At 73.7% G+C, this 16,977-nt stretch carries 14 protein-coding genes; 6 read left to right on the top strand and 8 right to left on the bottom strand.

Annotation, left to right across the window (positions count from 1 at the left end; all coding sequences use genetic code 11):
- Positions 1–25 precede the first annotated feature (25 nt).
- On the top strand, positions 26–481 hold the full coding sequence (locus tag CFP66_RS45030; RefSeq protein WP_094931527.1) for a hypothetical protein: 456 nt from the start codon (positions 26–28) through the stop codon (positions 479–481).
- Positions 474–1,520, top strand: a complete 1,047-nt coding sequence (gene trpD, locus CFP66_RS45025) for an anthranilate phosphoribosyltransferase (RefSeq protein WP_094931526.1) — start codon at positions 474–476, stop codon at positions 1,518–1,520. The genes CFP66_RS45030 and trpD overlap by 8 nt, the downstream gene beginning before the upstream one ends.
- A gap of 16 nt (positions 1,521–1,536) precedes the next feature.
- Here trpD and CFP66_RS45020 read toward each other — a convergent pair whose 3' ends face one another.
- The 4 genes from CFP66_RS45020 to CFP66_RS45005 form a co-directional block, all read right to left on the bottom strand.
- A complete protein-coding gene (locus CFP66_RS45020) occupies positions 1,537–2,331 on the bottom strand; it encodes a methyltransferase domain-containing protein (protein WP_094931525.1) in 795 nt (264 codons plus the stop codon).
- 199 nt (positions 2,332–2,530) lie between these two features.
- Positions 2,531–4,012, bottom strand: coding sequence for an MFS transporter (locus CFP66_RS45015; RefSeq protein ID WP_198962126.1), 1,482 nt, complete (start codon positions 4,010–4,012; stop codon positions 2,531–2,533).
- Between the two features lie 96 nt (positions 4,013–4,108).
- Positions 4,109–4,387 (bottom strand): Lrp/AsnC family transcriptional regulator, encoded by a 279-nt coding sequence (locus tag CFP66_RS45010; RefSeq protein ID WP_094931524.1) that lies wholly within the window; start codon positions 4,385–4,387, stop codon positions 4,109–4,111.
- Positions 4,388–4,435: 48 nt separating this feature from the next.
- Entirely contained in the window at positions 4,436–6,151 is a 1,716-nt protein-coding gene (locus tag CFP66_RS45005) for a DEDD exonuclease domain-containing protein (protein ID WP_094931523.1), read from the bottom strand.
- A 108-nt stretch (positions 6,152–6,259) separates the two neighbouring features.
- Here CFP66_RS45005 and CFP66_RS45000 point away from each other — a divergent pair, with 108 nt between their 5' ends.
- The gene (locus CFP66_RS45000) at positions 6,260–7,597 is read left to right on the top strand and encodes an NYN domain-containing protein (RefSeq protein ID WP_094931522.1); all 1,338 of its coding nucleotides are present in this window, start codon (positions 6,260–6,262) and stop codon (positions 7,595–7,597) included.
- 9 nt (positions 7,598–7,606) lie between these two features.
- Here CFP66_RS45000 and CFP66_RS44995 read toward each other — a convergent pair whose 3' ends face one another.
- The 3 genes from CFP66_RS44995 to CFP66_RS44985 are packed head-to-tail and all read right to left on the bottom strand — an operon-like array spanning position 7,607 to position 10,830.
- Entirely contained in the window at positions 7,607–8,356 is a 750-nt protein-coding gene (locus tag CFP66_RS44995) for an isocitrate lyase/phosphoenolpyruvate mutase family protein (RefSeq protein WP_094931521.1), read from the bottom strand.
- Between the two features lies 1 nt (position 8,357).
- A complete protein-coding gene (locus tag CFP66_RS44990) occupies positions 8,358–9,776 on the bottom strand; it encodes an MFS transporter (RefSeq protein WP_094931520.1) in 1,419 nt (472 codons plus the stop codon).
- Between the two features lie 52 nt (positions 9,777–9,828).
- The gene (locus CFP66_RS44985; protein WP_369805291.1) at positions 9,829–10,830 is read right to left on the bottom strand and encodes a sigma-70 family RNA polymerase sigma factor; all 1,002 of its coding nucleotides are present in this window, start codon (positions 10,828–10,830) and stop codon (positions 9,829–9,831) included.
- A gap of 938 nt (positions 10,831–11,768) precedes the next feature.
- On the opposite strand from CFP66_RS44985, the gene CFP66_RS44975 reads away from it, so the two are divergent.
- Together CFP66_RS44975 and CFP66_RS44970 are read left to right on the top strand one after the other, a co-directional pair.
- Positions 11,769–12,764 (top strand): NlpC/P60 family protein, encoded by a 996-nt coding sequence (locus CFP66_RS44975; RefSeq protein WP_094931517.1) that lies wholly within the window; start codon positions 11,769–11,771, stop codon positions 12,762–12,764.
- Between the two features lie 94 nt (positions 12,765–12,858).
- A complete protein-coding gene (locus CFP66_RS44970) occupies positions 12,859–14,007 on the top strand; it encodes a glycosyltransferase family 4 protein (RefSeq protein WP_094931516.1) in 1,149 nt (382 codons plus the stop codon).
- A 616-nt stretch (positions 14,008–14,623) separates the two neighbouring features.
- Here CFP66_RS44970 and CFP66_RS44965 read toward each other — a convergent pair.
- Positions 14,624–16,447 (bottom strand): long-chain fatty acid--CoA ligase, encoded by a 1,824-nt coding sequence (locus CFP66_RS44965; protein WP_094931515.1) that lies wholly within the window; start codon positions 16,445–16,447, stop codon positions 14,624–14,626.
- 150 nt (positions 16,448–16,597) lie between these two features.
- Here CFP66_RS44965 and CFP66_RS44960 point away from each other — a divergent pair, with 150 nt between their 5' ends.
- Complete coding sequence (locus tag CFP66_RS44960; protein WP_369805290.1) at positions 16,598–16,975, top strand: polyketide cyclase / dehydrase and lipid transport; 378 nt, start codon at positions 16,598–16,600, stop codon at positions 16,973–16,975.
- Positions 16,976–16,977: the final 2 nt, after the last annotated feature.

The following is a 16,977-nucleotide window of genomic DNA, read 5'->3' as shown; positions in this document are numbered from 1 at the left end:
GCGCGCCGCACTACAGTTCGTCGGTGTGAGCAGCCCCGTCGCGCGCGAGAACCTGACCGTGCTGGTGTTCAGCCACCGCCCCGAGGTGCGGGAGGCCATCGTCATGGCCGTCGGTCGGCGTCCGGCCCCCGATCTCGGTCGGGTGACGTTCGTCGAAGCGAGCGGGATCGCCGAGGTGCTGCAGCTCGCCGACGCGGGCGAGCTCGACCTGGCGATCCTCGACGGCGAGGCGCAGCCCACCGGCGGTATGGGCATCTCCCGCCAGCTCAAGAACGAGATCGACGACTGCCCGCCGATCGTCGTCACCGTGCGCAGGCGTGACGACAGGTGGCTCGCCACCTGGTCACAGGCCGACGCGGTGCTCGTGCACCCCCTCGACCCGCTCACCGCCGCCGAGACGGTGGCCGACGTGCTGCGGCAGTCCGCGGCGCCCGCCGTGCGGAGCGCAGGCGGAGCGCCCCTCGGCTCCGCTCGTGGCTGACTCCGGGCACACCTGGCCGGCCCTGCTCGCCAGGCTGATCCGCGGCGAGCACCTCGGCGCGCTCGACACCGCATGGGTGATGGACCGGGTGCTCTCGGCCGAGGCCACGCCAGCCCAGCTGGCCGGCTTCCTCGTCGCCCTGCGCGCCAAGGGCGAGACGGCCGCGGAGATCGCCGGCCTCGCGGAGGCGATGCTGCGCCACGCCCGGCGGGTCACCGTGCCCGGTCCGGCCGTCGACGTCGTGGGCACCGGGGGCGACCAGGCCCACACCGTCAACATCTCCACGATGACCGCGATGGTGGTGGCGGCCGCGGGCGCGCCGATCGTCAAGCACGGCAACCGGGCCGCCTCGTCGTCGAGTGGGGCGGCCGACGTGCTCGAGGCGCTGGGCGTGGCCATCGACCTGCCGCCCGCCGGCGTCGAGGCGTGCGTCGCCGAGATCGGCATCGGGTTCTGCTTCGCGCCGGTGTTCCACCCGAGCTTCCGGCACACCGCGCCGGTGCGCCGCGAGCTCGGCATCCCCACCGCCATGAACGTGCTCGGGCCGCTCACCAACCCCGCCCAGCCGCTCGCGGCGCTCGTCGGGTGCGCGGACGCCCGGCTGGCCCCGGTGATCGCCGAGGTCTTCGCCGGGCGCGGCGCCTCAGCGCTCGTGGTGCGCGGCGACGACGGCCTCGACGAGCTCACGACCACGACCACCAGCAGCGTCTGGGTCGTCGGCGGGGGAGAGGTGCGGCAGGAGAGCCTCGACCCCGCCGCGCTCGGCATCGCCCCGGCCTCCCGCGAGGACCTGCGCGGCGGCAGCCCGGCCGAGAACGCCGACGTCGTCAACGATCTCCTCGCCGGGCGCACCGGCCCCGTGCGCGACGCGGTGCTGCTCAACGCCGCCGGCGCGCTCATCGCGTTCGACGGCGCGCCGCCGGAGCTGGCCGACGCCTTCCCGGCGGCGCTCGCCCGCGCTGCCGCGGCCATCGACTCGGGGGCTGCCGAGCGCCTGCTGGCCCGTTGGGTGGAGTTCTCCACGGCACGCAGGCCCTGACCGCGGCCCGAACCGGTCAGTCGACCCAGTGTCCGGGGATGTCGCGCAGCTTCCGCGCGACGAACGCGACGTAGTAGAGCGGTTCACCCCGGACCGAGAGCCGGTGGCGGTAGCGCTCGTGGACGAGTGGCGTGATCACGTCCTCCGCGAGCATCCGCTCGATCAAGCGGTTGAAGCCGCTCGGGTCGTCGGCACCGACGAAATCCTCCTTGATCGTGAACGCGATCAGCCCGGGATCCCCGACCAGGTTGAACGCTGCCGCGAACGCCGCAGGCGGGATGTCGCCGAACCCGAGCGCCGCGACCGTGGTCATCGCGTTGAACTCGAGAGCGGCGAGCTCCTCGCGCCGGCCCGGGTCCAGTGCGGTGAGATCCGCCACCAGGTAGCCGTCGTAGACGCCGGCCCGGTCCCGTGCCGCGGCCTGCGCGGCCTCCTCGAGGATGTCGATGCCGTGGACCCGGCCCGCCCCGAGCGCGCGGATCTCCTCGCCGACCATCCCGTTGCCGGCGCCGACGTCGAGCACCCGGAGCTCCGCCGGGTCGATGCCCTGCTCCGCCAGTGCACGGGCGAGCAACGTGCGGACCATCCGCGGGGACACGCACTCGAGCGTCTCGTAGAACAGCTGCTCGTACAGGCCGGGGATCTCGTAGATCAGGTGGTAGTCGTGGAAGCGGATGCGGATGCGCTTTCCGTCGAGCACCGCATCGCACCACTCCTCGTCCTGTCCCAGTCGGAGGTCCTCGGGGAGGAAGATCTGCCAGCGGGACGCTCTCTTCTCGACCGGGCTCACGTGGCTCGAGCTGATGGTCATCCACCTCCGAATTCGATGTGATGACGCGGCCGACCCGGCATCGGCCCAGGGTACGGCCACGGCGATCGAATTTCAGGGTAGTGCGAAGGACGCGATCCGAGACGTTGTCGCACCGGAAAATTTTTTGGTTACCACTAGGTAGAAGTCGTATTGCAATTCGGCGAACAATGTGAATCAGTTCCCCGAAGAGCGGTGTGATTCAGCTCTCCCGGCTCTTGCGCAGGAGCGCGACCATCGCGGGGGACCGGTAGGCGGGCCCATCGCCGTCGACCCAGCGTTGCAGGTCCGGTGCCTGCGGGCGGGAGCCGCCCAGCAGCAGCACGCCGGTGAGCAGGAGCGCGCCCACCGCCGTCGTGGAGGCGACGACGAGCGCCACCTGCCGGACGCCGGCGGCGGTGTCGGGTGCCGCGGTGGCCAGGCGCATCACCAGCGGGGCGAACAGGAACGCCGCCTCGGCACGCAGCAGCTGGACCAGGGCGAACGCCGGGCCCAGCCGCGGCGCAGGCACGCTCAGGGCGCCGAGGAACAGGCCCGGCCCGACCCCCGCTCCGGCACCGAGCCCCAGGAGCAGGCCGGTGACCGCGGCGACGGGCACGGCGGGCAGCAACGTGCCCGCCGTGGCCAGCAGAACCCCCGCGGCGGAGATCGTGAGCAGCCCGCCGAGCACGAGGACGGGCAGCCAGCGGGTGGGGAGCACGCGGGTGATCAGCCAGAGTGCGACCACCATTCCGACCACCTGCGTGACGAGCACGCCGCCCACCGTCGCCGTGCCCAGCCCGTCGACGTCGCGCAGGCGGATCACCGACAGCTCCAGGACGGCCGTGAAGCCTGCCCCGGCGAGCATCGCGCTGCCGATGCCCGTGACGGGCAGCGTGTGGGCGATCAGCCGGACCGGCATCAGCGGATGCTCCTTGCGGTACTCGCGCACGACGAGCGCCACGAGGGCGGCCAGGCCCGCGGCGACGACCACGACCGGCACCGCGACGGACCCGCCACCGCCGGCCAGCAGGCTTACGCCGACGAACGGCAGGATCGTCGCGGCCGCGGCCAGGGGGATCCCGGAGAAGTCGAACCCCATCCGCGGGTCGGGTGGCGCGGCGCGCTCGAACCCCAGCACGCCCATCGCGAACCCGCCGAGCCCGACGACGGCCAGCGCGCCGAGCAGCAGGCGCCACTGGCCGGGGCCGGTCAGGAGGCTCCCGACGGTGGTGCCCGCTGCCGCGCCGCCGAACAGGCCCAGGTTGACCAGCGCCACGGTGAGCGGGACCCGGGCCGCGCCGTGCCGGGTGACCAGCGGGGGGAGCGCCACGACCAGCAGCATCCCCGTGGCCGCGCCCTGGAGGACCCGTCCCGCGGCGAACCAGCCGGCGCCCGGCGCGAGCGCGGCGATCGCCGAGCCCACGGCGAAGCCCGCCGTGCACGCGAGGTAGAGCCGGTGCGCCGGCAGGCGCTGGACGAGGTCGGCGGCGACGACCACGCTCAGCGCGTACGCCGCGTTGGCGAGGCCGTTGGCCAGCTGCAGGCTCGCGGGGGCCGCCCCGAGCTCGGGCCGCAGCACGGGGGTGAGGGGGAACGACGCCGTCGAGAACAGGACGAAGGGCCCCAGGCCGAGTAGCGCCATGGCCACGGCGGCCGACCACCGCCCGGCGAGCGGCGGGTTGCGCCACAGCTGCGTCAGCACGGTCGGCAACCGGCGTCAGGCGCCGGACCTGCGCACGGCTGTGACGGTGTCCACGAGCGACCGACTACCCGCGGTCGGCGCCCCCGAACCCCGAGGTCAGTCGAGGCCCACCGAGAAGGTGGCCTCCGTGTCGGCGCGGGAGTACGAGCGGAAGGCGATGTGCGTGTCGGTGCGGCGAACACCGTCGATCTTGCTGAGGCGCCCGGCGATGACGTCGGCGAGCTCCTCGTGCTCGCTGACCTTGACGACGGCGATGAGATCGACGTCGCCCGCGCACGAGTAGACCTCGCTGACCCCGTCGAGATCCGCGATGGCCTGCGCGGTCTCGGGGATGCGGTCGGCGGCGGTGTGCACCAGGACGATCGCGGTGATCACGACGCTCCCCCTCGGGATCGGTTCGGTTCGGCTCCTACGCGCCGGACACTAGTCCACCTCGACCTCCACCGGCCGCGCGCGCTCCGCCCACGCGCCCCACGCACCGGCGCCGCGGGCGGGCTCGCTCCACGACGGTTCGCTGGCCACCAGCCGCGTGCCGCCGGTGGTCAGCCAGCGGTGCAGCAGCCGCACCTCCTCCACGGGCGCCCCGCGCAACGGCCCGGGCCCCGGCAGCACCGTCTGCGCGCCGAGCCGGAGCGCGTCGATCACCGGCATCGGGGCGACCCCGCGGCGGGCCACCCCCGAGGCGGCCAGGCGCCCGTACCGCACGACCGAGATCTCCCAGCCGCGGTGACCGTCGGGACGGGCGCCGACCAGCTCGGGCAGCGCGGCGAGAGCGGCCAGTCGCTGCGCCCGACCGAGGCCCACGACCAGCGCCGCCAGCTGGTCGCGCCGCCCCGCCGCGGCCTCGAACCGTTCCCGGCCCGCGAGCGCGTGGATCTCGCCGGCCGCGCAGTGCAGGGCGGCGTCGTCGCGGCCGTCGATGAGATCGCCGAGAGCGCCCACCGCCGGGGCGTACTCCTCGGGCGTCTGCAGACCCGCGCACGGCGCGGCGCAACGGCCGAGCTCGTGCAGGGCGCACGGGGTGGCCGAGGCCCCCGTCGCGGGGATGCGCTGCGTGCACGGCCGCAGCGGCACGACGTCGAGCACCGTGTCGACCGCTGCGGCCGCCGCCCGCCGGGACGGGAACGGGCCGAGCGCTCCGTCCCGTGGCGTGTTCACGACGGACAGGCGCGGGAACGCCTCGGCGGTGGGGGTGACCCACCACGTGTGGTTCGGGCGGCGCGACCGGCGGTTGTAGCGGGGCTGGTGGGCCGCGATGAGCCGCAGCTCGCGCACCGACGCCTCGAGGGCGTGGGCGCAGACGACGGTGTCGACGCGCTCGGCGAGCGCGACCATGTCGCGCACGCGCCTGCGCCGCTCCCCGGCCGTGAAGTAGCTGCGCACGCGCTTCTGCAGGTCGCCGCTCGTGCCGACGTAGAGCACCTCCTCGCGCGGGCCGCGGAAGAGGTAGACGCCCGGCGCCGAGGGCACCCCGTTGGCCAGCACCCGCTTCTGCCGCTGCCGCTGCGTGGGCCGGTGCGGGGCCGACTCCCGGGCCAGCGCGAGCAGCTCCTCGAGGCTCTGCACACCGAGGTTGCCGACCCGCTCGAGCAGGTGGTGCAGCACCTCGACGGTGGCGCGGGCGTCGGCGAGCGCGCGGTGCGTGGGCTGCGTCTCCGTGCCGAACAGCGCGGCCAGCGCCCCGAGCCGGACGCTCGGCGCCTCGTCGCGGGAGAGCACGGCGCGCGCCAACCGCGCCGTGCAGAGCAGCGGAGGACGCGGCCACACCTGGCCGTGGCGCTCGCAGGCGGCGCGCAGGAACCCGGAGTCGAACGGGGCGTTGTGCGCCACCAGGACGCTGCCGCGCAGGAACTCCAGCACCGACGGCAGCACCTGCGCCGGCTGCGGTGCGCCGGCCGTCATCGCCGAGGTGATGCCGGTGAGCGCCACGATCTGGGGCGGGAGCCCCGTGCCCGGATCGACCAGCGTGGCCAGCTCGCCGACCTGCTCGCCGCCGCGCACCTTGACCGCGCCGACCTCGGTGATGGCGTCGTTGCGGGCCGAACCGCCGGTGGTCTCCAGATCGAGCACCACGAAGGTGACCTCACGCAGCGGGGTGCCGAGCTCGTCGAACGACAGTTGGGACGGTCGGGCGTGCACGGCGGCGGACGCTAGCGGCGGCCACCGACAGTCCCGCTCGGGCCGCCGGTACGGATTGTGACCGTCGCGTCACCGGTGGACCGGCGGGAACCCGGTTAACCTGGAGCGATGTCGAGGTCCGACGGCGCGCACGGCCTGCCCGAGCAGGGTGGGGCCGCGCCGTCCGCCGTCGACTGGGGCCGGCTGCCGGACGCGGTGCGCTCCCGGCTCGCGGAGCTGGCGGCCACCGCGGTGGGCAGTCTGCCCAGCTCGGACGTCCCGGTCCCGCTGCGTCGCCTCGCCCGCTTCACCCCGGCCAAGCGGGCCAAGCTCGGCGGGCCCGCGCTCACGGCCGAGCTGTCCTCCTCGGCCATGTTCCGCGCCGTCGTCGTCGCGTGGTGGGAGGAGCACCGCCCCGGCGAGCTGACGACCGCGGCCGACGACCCGGTCATGGCAGCGGCCGCCGCGTTGCTCAACGACGACGCGGACGCGGGCGAGGCCGTCGCCGCCGCGGCGCGCCGCGGTGAGGCGATGGGGGTGCGGGCCGAGCGCGACGCGGCGGTGTCCCGGGTCGACAAGCTCACGGCGGAACTGGAACGGCTGCGCGGTGAGCTCACCGAGGCGCGCGCCCAGGCGCGCACGGCCGGGCAGCAGCGCGACACGGAGTACCAGCAGCTGCGGCGCCGGGTCTCCGAGCAGGGCGCGAAGCTGCGAGCGGCCACCGATGCGCGGACCGCCGCCGAGGACGTGGTCGAGGAGGTGCGCCGCAGCGCCCAGCGCGACCTCGCCGCCGCCATCGCCGAGCGCGACCGGGAGCGCGAGCGCGCCGAGGCGGAGCGCCGCCGCGCCGACCGCGCCGCGGCCGAGGTGGCCGCCGCCCGGCAGGCGGCGCGGGAGGCGCGCAAGGCCGACGAGATGCGGCTCTCCCTGCTCATGGACACCCTCGGCGGCGCGCTCACCGGCCTGCGCCGCGAGCTCGCGCTCGGCGGCGGCGGACCCCGGCCCGCCGATCTCGTCGCCGGCGCCCGCACGGCGCGGGGCGGCGGCGCCGTCGGTTCGGCCACCGAGCTGGACGCGCTGTTCGCCGTCCCGTCGCTGCACCTGGTGGTCGACGGCTACAACGTCAGCAAGACCGGTTACCCCGAGCTCACGCTCGCCGACCAGCGCGCCCGTCTCGTCGGTCAGCTCGGCGCGCTCGCCGCGCGCACCGGCGTGGAGGTCACCGTGGTCTTCGACGGAGCGGGTGTGATCACCGCACCCCCGCGCGGCTCGCGAGGCGTGCGCGTGCTGTTCAGCGACCGCGGCGTGCTCGCCGACGACGTGATCCGCGACCTCGTGGCCGCCGAGCCGCAGGGCAGGCCGGTCGTCGTGGCCACGTCCGACCGGGCCGTCGTCGAGTCGGTGCGGGCGTGCGGGGCGCACGCCGTCGCGTCCGCGGTGCTGCTCACGCGTCTCGTCCGCGGCTGAGCCCGGCGATCAGGCCAGCAGCTCCTGTACGCCGCTCCTCAGCTGCGCCAGCGCGGCACGGTAGAAGCGCGGCCCGTAGGACACCCGTGCCACGCCCACTTCCCGGAGAACGGCCAAGCCCAGACCGTCGCCGGAGTTGCCGTTCACCGGACCGGGCAGTTCGTCGACGAGCGTGGCGACCTCGCTCCTGTTCCGCATGCCGATCGGGTAGATGCAGTCGGCACCGGCGTCGAGGTAGATCCGGCCCCGCCGCACCGCTTCCGGAACCCGATCCTGCTCGGGGATCCCGCCGGCGGGGAGGAAGGCGTCGACCCGGGCGTTGACGACGATCGGGACGCCGGCGTCGTCTGCGGCGGAGCGGACGCCGGCGAGCCACGTCGCCTGCGCACCCGCCTCGACCAGGCCGCCCGCGCGGTGGTCGGTGTCCTCCAGGTTGCAGCCGACGGCACCGACCTCGAGGAGCCGGTCCACCAGTTCACGTGGCCGCATGCCGTACCCCGCCTCGGCGTCGACCGTGACCGGCACCGACACCGCCCGCGCGACCCGGCCGGCTGCCGCGAACATCTCCTGCCAGGGCGCACCCTCACCATCGGGGTAGCCGAGCATCGCCGCGATGGCGTTGCTGGCGGTGGCCACCGCGGGGAACCCCGAATCGGCGACGACCGCCGCGCTGGCGGCGTCCCACACGTTGGGCAGCACGAGCATCTCGCCGTCGTGCAACTCGCGGAGCCTCTCGGCCGCCGCCTTCAGATCTGCCATGTCAGGAACCTCCACGCTGTGGTGCGGCGCTCGCCGCCTGCGCTGATGCGGCCGTGGCGACCGGCCGCCTGCCCGGCATACCGAGGCCGATGAGCATGCCGATGAACGCGAATGCCGCGACTGCGGTCATCCCCGCCGAGAAACCCGCACCGAACTCCTCCGCCGATCCGTAGCCGCCGACACCTGCGAAGACCGCGACCGTCACCACGGTGCCGAACACGCCTCCGAGGATCCGCAGCATCATGAACGCGCCGGACGCTTGTCCGATCTCTCGGGGTTGCACCGCTGCGACCACCGCCTTCTGTGCCGCCGGCATCGCCATGGTGGTCCCGACCGAGCCGATGACGAGCGCGGGCAGCAGGTCGAGATAGCCCGAGTCGGTATCGGCGGTCATGGCGATCCAGCCCATACCCAGCGTCTGGAGCAGCAGCCCGCCGACCACGAGATTCCGCTCGCCGACCCTGTCCGCCAACCGCCCGGCGATCGGCGCGCACACCATCAGCGTGCCGGTCCACGGCATCAGCATCAGGCCGGCGACCAGCGGCCCCTGCCCCCACACGACCTGGAAGTACTGGGCGAGGAAGAACATCGTGCCGTAGAGCGAGGCGAACACGAGGAAGTTCGCCAGGTTGGCCGTGGCGAACGCCCTCAGCCGGAAGAACCGCATGGGAAGCATCGGCGCCGCGGCGCGACGTTCCCAGAACACGAACGCGACCGCCAGCACGACACCGAGCACCAGCGCGCACAGCACTTCCGTGCTGTTCCAGCCCGCCACGTTCCCACGCACCAGAGCCCAGACGATGCCGAACGCCCCCGAGGTCACGAGGACGACCCCGGCCAGGTCGAGCCTGCTGTTCGGGCCGACGCCCTCGTCGACCCGATGCGCCGTGAGCAGTATCGCGATCACGCCGATCGGCAGGTTGAGCCAGAAGATCCACTGCCAGGTCAGCCCCTCGGAGACGGCGCCCCCGATGAACGGGCCGCTGAACGTCGCCAGGCCGGTGAGCCCCAGGTACAACCCCATCGCCCGGCCCCGCTGCTGCGGCGGGAACGCGGCGCTGATCAGGGTCAGCGACAGCGGCAGCACCATTGCGGCGCCCAGACCCTGCAGCGCCCGGGACGCGATCAGGACCCCGACGTCCGGCGACAGCGCGCAGGCCACCGACGCGACCGTGAACACCGCCAGCCCGACCACGAACACCCGTCGGCGACCGAACCGGTCGCCCAGCGCGGCCCCCGTCAACAGCAGCACCGCGAACGTCAGGTTGTAGGCGTTGACGACCCATTCGAGCGATTCGACCGACGCCGCCAGATCCTGCCGGATCGAGCTCAGCGCCGTCGTCACGACCATGCTGTCCAGGGCCATCATGAACGACCCGAGCGAGGCGAGCCCCAACACCCAGGCCTGCCTCGATGACATTCGCTCTCCGCCACTCATCTCTCTCCTCCGCCGAAGGCTCTTCGAGGGTCGATCACACGCGCAGCGATCGGGGGAGTCCGAATCTCGCGAGGAGCGAGTTGTCCACGAACCGGGTCAGCGCGGCGATCCGGTTGCCCGCCGGCGTCAGCACGAACAACCCGTGGGCGTGCAGGATCGGAGTACGCGGGTCACGCAGGTAGCAGCCGAACGCGGGCTGGCCGTTCGCGCGCGTGGGGACGAGCACGTACCGACGGTCGTCCCGCATCGCGACCGTGGCCAGGAATCGCCGAACAGCGTCCAGGCCCTGGTACTCGAGAGTCAGTGGCGGCATGGTCAACCACGCGTCGTCGGTCAGCAGGGCCACGACCGCATCGACATCTCCGGCCTCGAAGGCGCGCGCGAAGTCGTCCACGATCCGGCGCTCCTGCGGGGAGTTCGGGAGAGGGGCGCTCTCCCGGTCGAGACCGGGCAGCTCGTCCGCCAGCGTGGCCCGCGCCCGTCTCAGCGCGCTGGTCACCGCGTTCTCGCTGATGTCGAGCATGTCCGCCGCCTCGGCAGCCCGGAACCCCAGAACGTCGCGCAGTACCAGGACAGCCCGTTGGCTCGGTGGAAGTTGCTGCAGCGCTGCCAGGAACGCCAGCGACAGCGACTCCCTGACCTCGTACCGCGCCGCCGGTCCGGGCCGCTGGTCGATGATCTCGTCGAGCATCACATCGGGATACGGCTCCAGCCAGCTCGGTTCCGGCCGGCGGTGCGACGGTTCGGGCAACGGGACCTCCGTCTGGTGGGCCACGCGTTCGCGCGGGCGGCGAGCGCCGGCACGCAGTGCGTTGAGACAGCGGTTGGTCGCGATCCGGTAGAGCCAGGTCCGTACCGACGCGCGTCCTTCGTAGCCGCCGATCCCCCGCCATGCCGCCAGCAACGTCTCCTGGAGGAGGTCCTCGGCGTCCTGCACCGAGCCGAGGATGCGGTAGCAGTGCACCTGGAGCTCACGTCGGTACGGCTCGACCAGGTTGCGGAACGCCTCGCCATCACCCCGCTGCGCCTGCTCCATCAGGTCCTCGGCGCCGGCCGAACCATCGGTGTCCCCGGTCGGTAGTGGCCCTTGCATGGTGACTCCTCCCTCTCCTGCAGTCCCTCTCCCACGTATGGACACCGCCGGCACCCAGAACTGGTCGGACAGGGGCGGGCGAGCCGACCCGACCTCCACCGAACTGAGCGCGGCCGTTCCGTCGCGGCTCGTCGCCCGGCCGGGGGTGCGTGCGCCGTGACGGCCCGGAATTGTCGGAGGTCGCTCCTAACGTGCTGGGAATCGGACGGCCATGGAGCCGGCCGAACCGTCGAGGGAGCAGAAATGATCATCGACTGTGATGGCTGCGCGGTACGCGGATCGGCTTGTGGCGACTGCGTGATCGGCGTGCTGCTGGGCCCGCCCGCGGGGTCCGAGACGAAGAGCACCGACGAACCGGGGCTGCCGGAGGCGCCGTCCGGCGCGCCGATCGTGCAGCTCGACGCACCAGAGCGACGAGCGCTCGCCGTACTCGCCGATCAAGGGCTGGTGCCGAGATTGCGGCTGGTGGCTCCCCGTACGCGCCGAACGCCCCCGGACGCCGGAGAAGCGGGAACGGTTCGTGACGCAGGGTGATATCACGGCGTTGTAGAACGCATGATCGCTTCGCTCCGTGCTTGTGGGTGACGGGCGGGAACGCGCCACGCCGAGGCACCCCCGATTTGGAGGCTCGGGTCGCTGCTCCGTAATCTCCGCGAGACCTTGCGGCTCGTCAGCCATTCGACCGCGGATGGCAACGTGAGGTCACCGCGCACTAGGCCGATCGGTGCCGTCCTTCGCCCGATCGGGCGGCCGCGCGGAGTGCTGAGAGGAGTTCCGTCCGCGTGGAGCCGCGTCGACGTACCTCTCCGGGTCCCCGGTCCCGGGTGCGACCGTCCGAGCGACGAGTACGTCACCGCCGCAGGTCTGCCGCGGTCGGATCGGTGGTGCTGCTGGCGGTGATGGCGATGTTGTTCGCCACCTCTCCCGCGGTCGCCCAGCCCGCGCCGCCCGAGGACGCGGCCGGTGCCGCCGCACAGCTCAAGCAGGTGCAGGAAGAGGCGGAAGGCCTCACCGAGGAGTGGCACGCCGCGAAGGACACGTTCGCGGCGCGGCAGTCCGAGCTGGCCGAGCTGCAGGCCGCCGTCGAGCCCGCGCGCGCCGCCGTCGACTCCGCGCGCGCGGAGGAGGAGAAGTTCCGCGCCCAGGTCGACGCGATGGCGATGTCGGCCTTCGAGAGCGGCAACCTCGACCAGCTCAACGCTCTGCTCGCGAGCGGCTCGCCGCAGGAGTTCCTCGACCAGATGTCCGCGCTGGAGACCGTCGCGATGGACTACCGCGAAGCGCTCGACCAGCTGCTCGCCACGGTCGACGACACCGCACGGAAGCAGGCGGAGGCCGACGCGGCCGTGTCGCGTGCGCAAGGCGCTGCCGACGAGGCCGCGCAGGCCGAGGAGGAGATCGAGAACCGCAAGCGCGATGCCGAGAAGCGCATCGACGAGGCGGAGCGCCTCCTGGACCGCCTCACCCCGGAGGAGCAGCGCGCGCGCAGGGGTTCCGACGTCGGGGGGCCGAGCGGCCCGATCACCGGCAGCGGAGCGGGCGTGGAAGCGATCCGGTTCGCGCAGCAGATGCTCGGCAAGCCCTACCGCTGGGGTGCCGAGGGGCCGGGTTCGTTCGACTGCTCGGGTCTCACGTCGTGGGCCTTCAAGGAGGCGGGCGTCACGCTGCCGCGGTCGAGCAGCCAGCAGGCACGGGTGGGCTCCCCGGTCTCCAGCAGTGAGCTCCGCCCGGGTGACCTGGTCTTCTTCAACTCACCGGTGAGCCACGTGGGCATCTACGTCGGCGACGGCAAGATGATCAACGCGCCGCAGACCGGCGACGTCGTCAAGTACTCGAGCATCACCTCCCGCAAGCTCGCCAGCGCACGACGCCTGTAAGACACGGACCTCGTCCGCTCCCCGGAACGGGCGGCGGCCGGCCGGGCGACCGGCCGCCGCCCGCTCACCTCGACCGCGGCGATAGCGTCGAGCGGTGGAGCGCACGCTGCTCGTGACGAACGACTTCCCGCCCCGGACCGGCGGCATCCAGACCTACCTCCGGGCCTTCGCCGACCGTGTGCCCGCGGGTGAGATCGCCGTCTACGCGCCGGCGTGGGCGGGAGCGGCCGCGTTCGACGCCGCGGCGCCCTACCCGGTGTACCGCCACCCGACCTCGTTGATGCTGCCGACGCCCGACGTCGCCCGGCGCGCCGCGGCACTGGCCCGGGAACAGGGTGCGCGCACCGTCTGGTTCGGGGCCGCAGCCCCGCTCGCCCTGCTGGGCCCGTACCTGCGCGAGCGGGCCGGGGTCGAGCGCGTCGTGGGCAGCACCCACGGCCACGAGGTGGGGTGGTCGATGCTGCCCGGGGCGCGGCAGGCACTGCGCCGGATCGGGACGGACGCCGACGTGCTCACGACCATCTCCCGCTACACCCGGGACCGGGTGGCGGCCGCGTTCGGCCGCAGCGCGGCGCTGGAGGTCCTGCCGTCCGGGATCGACACCGACCGCTTCCGGCCGGACCCCGCCGCGCGCGCGGAGTTGCGCCACCGCCACCGCCTCGGTGACGCGCCGCTCGTGGTCTGCGTGTCCCGCCTGGTGGCGCGCAAGGGGCAGGACGCTCTGATCCGCGCACTGCCCCTGGTGCGGGCTCGGGTGCCGGGGGCGCGCCTGTTGGTCGTCGGTGGCGGCGCGGACGCCGCGCGGCTGCACCGGATCGCGCGCGCCGCCGACGTGGCCGCGCACGTGGTCTTCACCGGGCCCGTCCCCGCGTCGGAGCTGCCGGCCCACCACGCCGTCGGCGACGTCTTCGCGCTGCCCTGCCGCACCCGGGGCGGCGGCCTCGACGTCGAAGGCCTCGGTATCGCGGCGCTGGAGGCCGCCGCCGCAGGGCTGCCCGTCGTCGCCGGCACCTCCGGCGGCGCACCGGAGACGGTGCAGGAGGGCCGCACCGGCCACGTCGTCGACGGGCGGGACGTGCGTGCGGTGGCCGCTGCGCTGTCGGGCCTGCTCGCCGATCCGGACCGGGCTGGGGCGATGGGCGCGGCCGGCCGGGCCTGGATGCAGCGGGAGTGGACGTGGCCGGCGCGCGTGACCCGGCTACGCGCCCTACTCGCCGGCACCCCCCTCCCCACACCCCCCTGACCGCGAGTCGGACACCTGACACCGCGAGTCGGGCAGCTGGGGGCGCGAGTTGGGCACCTGACACCGCGAGTCGGGCAGCTGGGGGCGCGAGTTGGGCACCTGACATCGCGAGTCGGGCAGCTGGGGGCGCGAGTCGGGCGGCGCGGGCTGCATCTCTTGGGAGGGAGCGTCCCCGCGGCATCCGGTGGCGAAGATCAGCGTTCGGGTGCAGCTGCGGCGGTATCTCGCCGTCCCTGCGCCGAACCGGTGATCTGCTGCCCGTTCCCGGGACGACGGAGGCGCTTGATCGTCGTTCGGGCGCGGTCGCGGCCGTATCTGGCCGGTTGTGCGCCCATCCGACGATCAAGACCTGGGCGCCGAGGGGCGGCTTCGGTGCGACGCGCTCCCGGATTCGTCGAGCCGGGGCCGACGTTGCCGGTGATCGTCTGCCAACGCAGGCCGCGCGACACCTGCCGTGGCCCGAGCCGGCACCCCAGCACGTCGAGCCGAGGTGTCGCGGTACCCGGATCGCGACTCGTGTACGCCGAGCGCGCGACTCGCGGCAGGGCTTGGGAGTGGCTCGTGCGGAGGCCTGGGAGTGGCTGTGCGGAGGCGTGGGCGTGGCACGCGGAGTGGGTCAGGCGGGGGTCTTCGTGGTGTGGTAGATGCTCGCGATGTCGTCCGCGAACGTCTTGGCGACCACGGCGCGCTTGACCTTCAACGTCGGGGTCATCTCGCCGCCGGCCTCGGTGAAGTCGACCGGGAGGATCCGGAACTCGCGGATCTGCTCGGCGCGGGAGACGGCCTTGTTCGCCTCCTCGACCGCGGCGGCGACCTCGGCCCGCAGGTCCGGGTCGTCGACGAGGTCGGCGACGCCGTCGCCCGCGGGTTTGCCGGCGCGCTCGCGCCATCCGGGGAGGGCATCGGCGTCGATCGTGATGAGCGCGCCGATGAACGGCCGGCCGTCGCCCACCACCATGCACTGGCTCACCAGGGGGTGGGCGCGCAGTCGGTCCTCGAGCACGGCGGGGGCGACGTTCTTGCCGCCCGCGGTGACCAGGATCTCCTTCTTGCGGCCGGTGAGCCGCAGGAAGCCGGCGTCGTCGAGCTCGCCGAGGTCGCCGCTGTGGAACCAGCCGTCCTCGAGGGCCTCGGCGGTGGCGGTCTCGTTGCGCCAGTACCGGCGGAAGATGATCGGGCCCTTGAGCAGCACCTCGCCGTCGTCGGCGATCCGGACCGCGTGGCCGGGCACCGGACGCCCGACGCTGCCGATGCGCTGGGCACCGAGCGCGTTGAGGGTGACGCCGGCGGTGCTCTCGGTGAGCCCGTACCCCTCGAGGATGGGCAGCCCGATCCCGCGGAAGAAGTGCCCGAGCCGCTCGCCGAGGGGGGCACTGCCGGACACGGCGGCCACGACGTTGCCGCCGACGGCGGCGCGCAGCTTGCCGTAGACGAGCCGGTCGAACACCGCGTGCCGCAGCCGCAGGGCGAGCCCGGGTCCGCCGGTGTCCTGCGCACGGCTCCAGGCGACGGCGGTGTCGGCGGCGGCGTCGAAGATCCGGCCCTTGCCGTCGTCGTGGGCGCGCTGGCGCGCCCCGTTGTAGACCTTCTCGAACACGCGGGGGACGGCCAGCAGGAACGTCGGCCGGAAGGCCGCGAGGTCCGGCAGCAGCTGGGAGACGTCGGGGGTGTGCGCCACGACCGTGCGCTCGGCGAGGGCGCCGCACTGGATGACCTTGCCGAAGATGTGCGCGAGTGGCAGGAACAGCAACACCGAGCCCTCGTCGGTGAGCAGTTCCTTCAGCACCGCGACGCACGCCGTGACCTCGCTGACGAGGTTGCGGTGGCTCAGCTCGCAGCCCTTGGGCCGGCCGGTGGTGCCGGAGGTGTAGATCAGCGTGGCGAGGTCGTCGGCGCGCACGGCAGCGGCACGGGCGCGCACCTCGTCGGCCGGGGTGTCGGTGCCCAGCGCGCCCAGCTCGTCGACGGCGGCGCGCCCGCCCTCGCCGGGCTCGATCTGCCACACGTGCCGAAGATCCGGGCAGCCGGTGCGCACGCTCTCGACCACCGCGGCGTGCTTGCCCGACTCGACGACCACAGCGACCGCACCCGAGTCGGACAGGATCCAGCTGACCTGCTCGGCCGACGACGTCTCGTAGATGGGCACGGTGGCCGCGCCTGCCGCGAGGATCGCGTAGTCGAGCAGCGTCCACTCGTAGCGGGTGCGCGAGAGCAACGCGACGCGGTCCCCCGGCTGCACACCCGCGGCGACCAGACCGCGGGCGGCGGAGACGACCTGCTCGGCGAACTGCGCGCAGGTGACGTCGGACCAGCCACCGGAGCCGTCGCGGAGCCGGTAGACGACCGAGGAGCCGTGTCGCTCGGCGTTGTCGAACACCGCGTCGAGGAGGTTCTCCTCGTCACCGACGCGAACGGTGGCGGGGACGCTGTACTCGCGCACGCAGGACCTCCTGACCGGCACTGGCTCTGGTGAGCGCAACTTACCCCGCGGTAGCCCCGGCCGTCAGGGCCGAACGTCGTCGTGGCGGGTCGGGATCCGTGTGCACGCTCCGCGTCGGGCAGGCTGGCGTCCGTGCCCTCGGTCGACGTGATGGACGAGACGTTCCTCGCCGTGCCGCCCGCGGTCGTGGCGGCGGAGTTCGCCGCGCCTGCGCAGTGGCCGCGGCTCTGGCCGGACCTGCACCTGCAGGTCATGGCCGACCGCGGCGACGAGGGCATGCGCTGGACGGTGCTCGGGGCGCTCGTCGGGAGCATGGAGGTCTGGCTGGAGCCGGTGCTGGACGGCACCGTGCTGCACTACTACCTGCGCGCCGATCCGCCGGGCCCCGACGGCCACCCGCGTCCGGCGTCGCCGCGGCGCGCCGCGGCCGAGGTCCGCCGTCGCCGGCGAGCCGCCAAGGCGATCGCGTTCGCGTGCAAGCAGCGCCTGGAGGCGGGTCGTGAGCCGGGGGAGCCTCCGCGTCGGTAGGT

This window comes from Pseudonocardia sp. MH-G8 (assembly GCF_002262885.1).
GTDB lineage: Bacteria > Actinomycetota > Actinomycetes > Mycobacteriales > Pseudonocardiaceae > Pseudonocardia.
Note: the sequence above shows the minus strand (reverse complement) of the source record. Positions and strands in the feature narration are given on the sequence as shown.

Coding starts and splice junctions, on each gene's coding strand:
- CFP66_RS44995 (WP_094931521.1), bottom strand. CDS start 8,356: ATGGCAGATCTGAAGGCGGCGGCCGAGAGGCTCCGCGAGTTGCACGAC.
- CFP66_RS45020 (WP_094931525.1), bottom strand. CDS start 2,331: ATGACCATCAGCTCGAGCCACGTGAGCCCGGTCGAGAAGAGAGCGTCC.
- CFP66_RS45000 (WP_094931522.1), top strand. CDS start 6,260: ATGTCGAGGTCCGACGGCGCGCACGGCCTGCCCGAGCAGGGTGGGGCC.
- CFP66_RS44960 (WP_369805290.1), top strand. CDS start 16,598: ATGGACGAGACGTTCCTCGCCGTGCCGCCCGCGGTCGTGGCGGCGGAG.
- CFP66_RS44990 (WP_094931520.1), bottom strand. CDS start 9,776: ATGTCATCGAGGCAGGCCTGGGTGTTGGGGCTCGCCTCGCTCGGGTCG.
- CFP66_RS44985 (WP_369805291.1), bottom strand. CDS start 10,830: ATGGAGCAGGCGCAGCGGGGTGATGGCGAGGCGTTCCGCAACCTGGTC.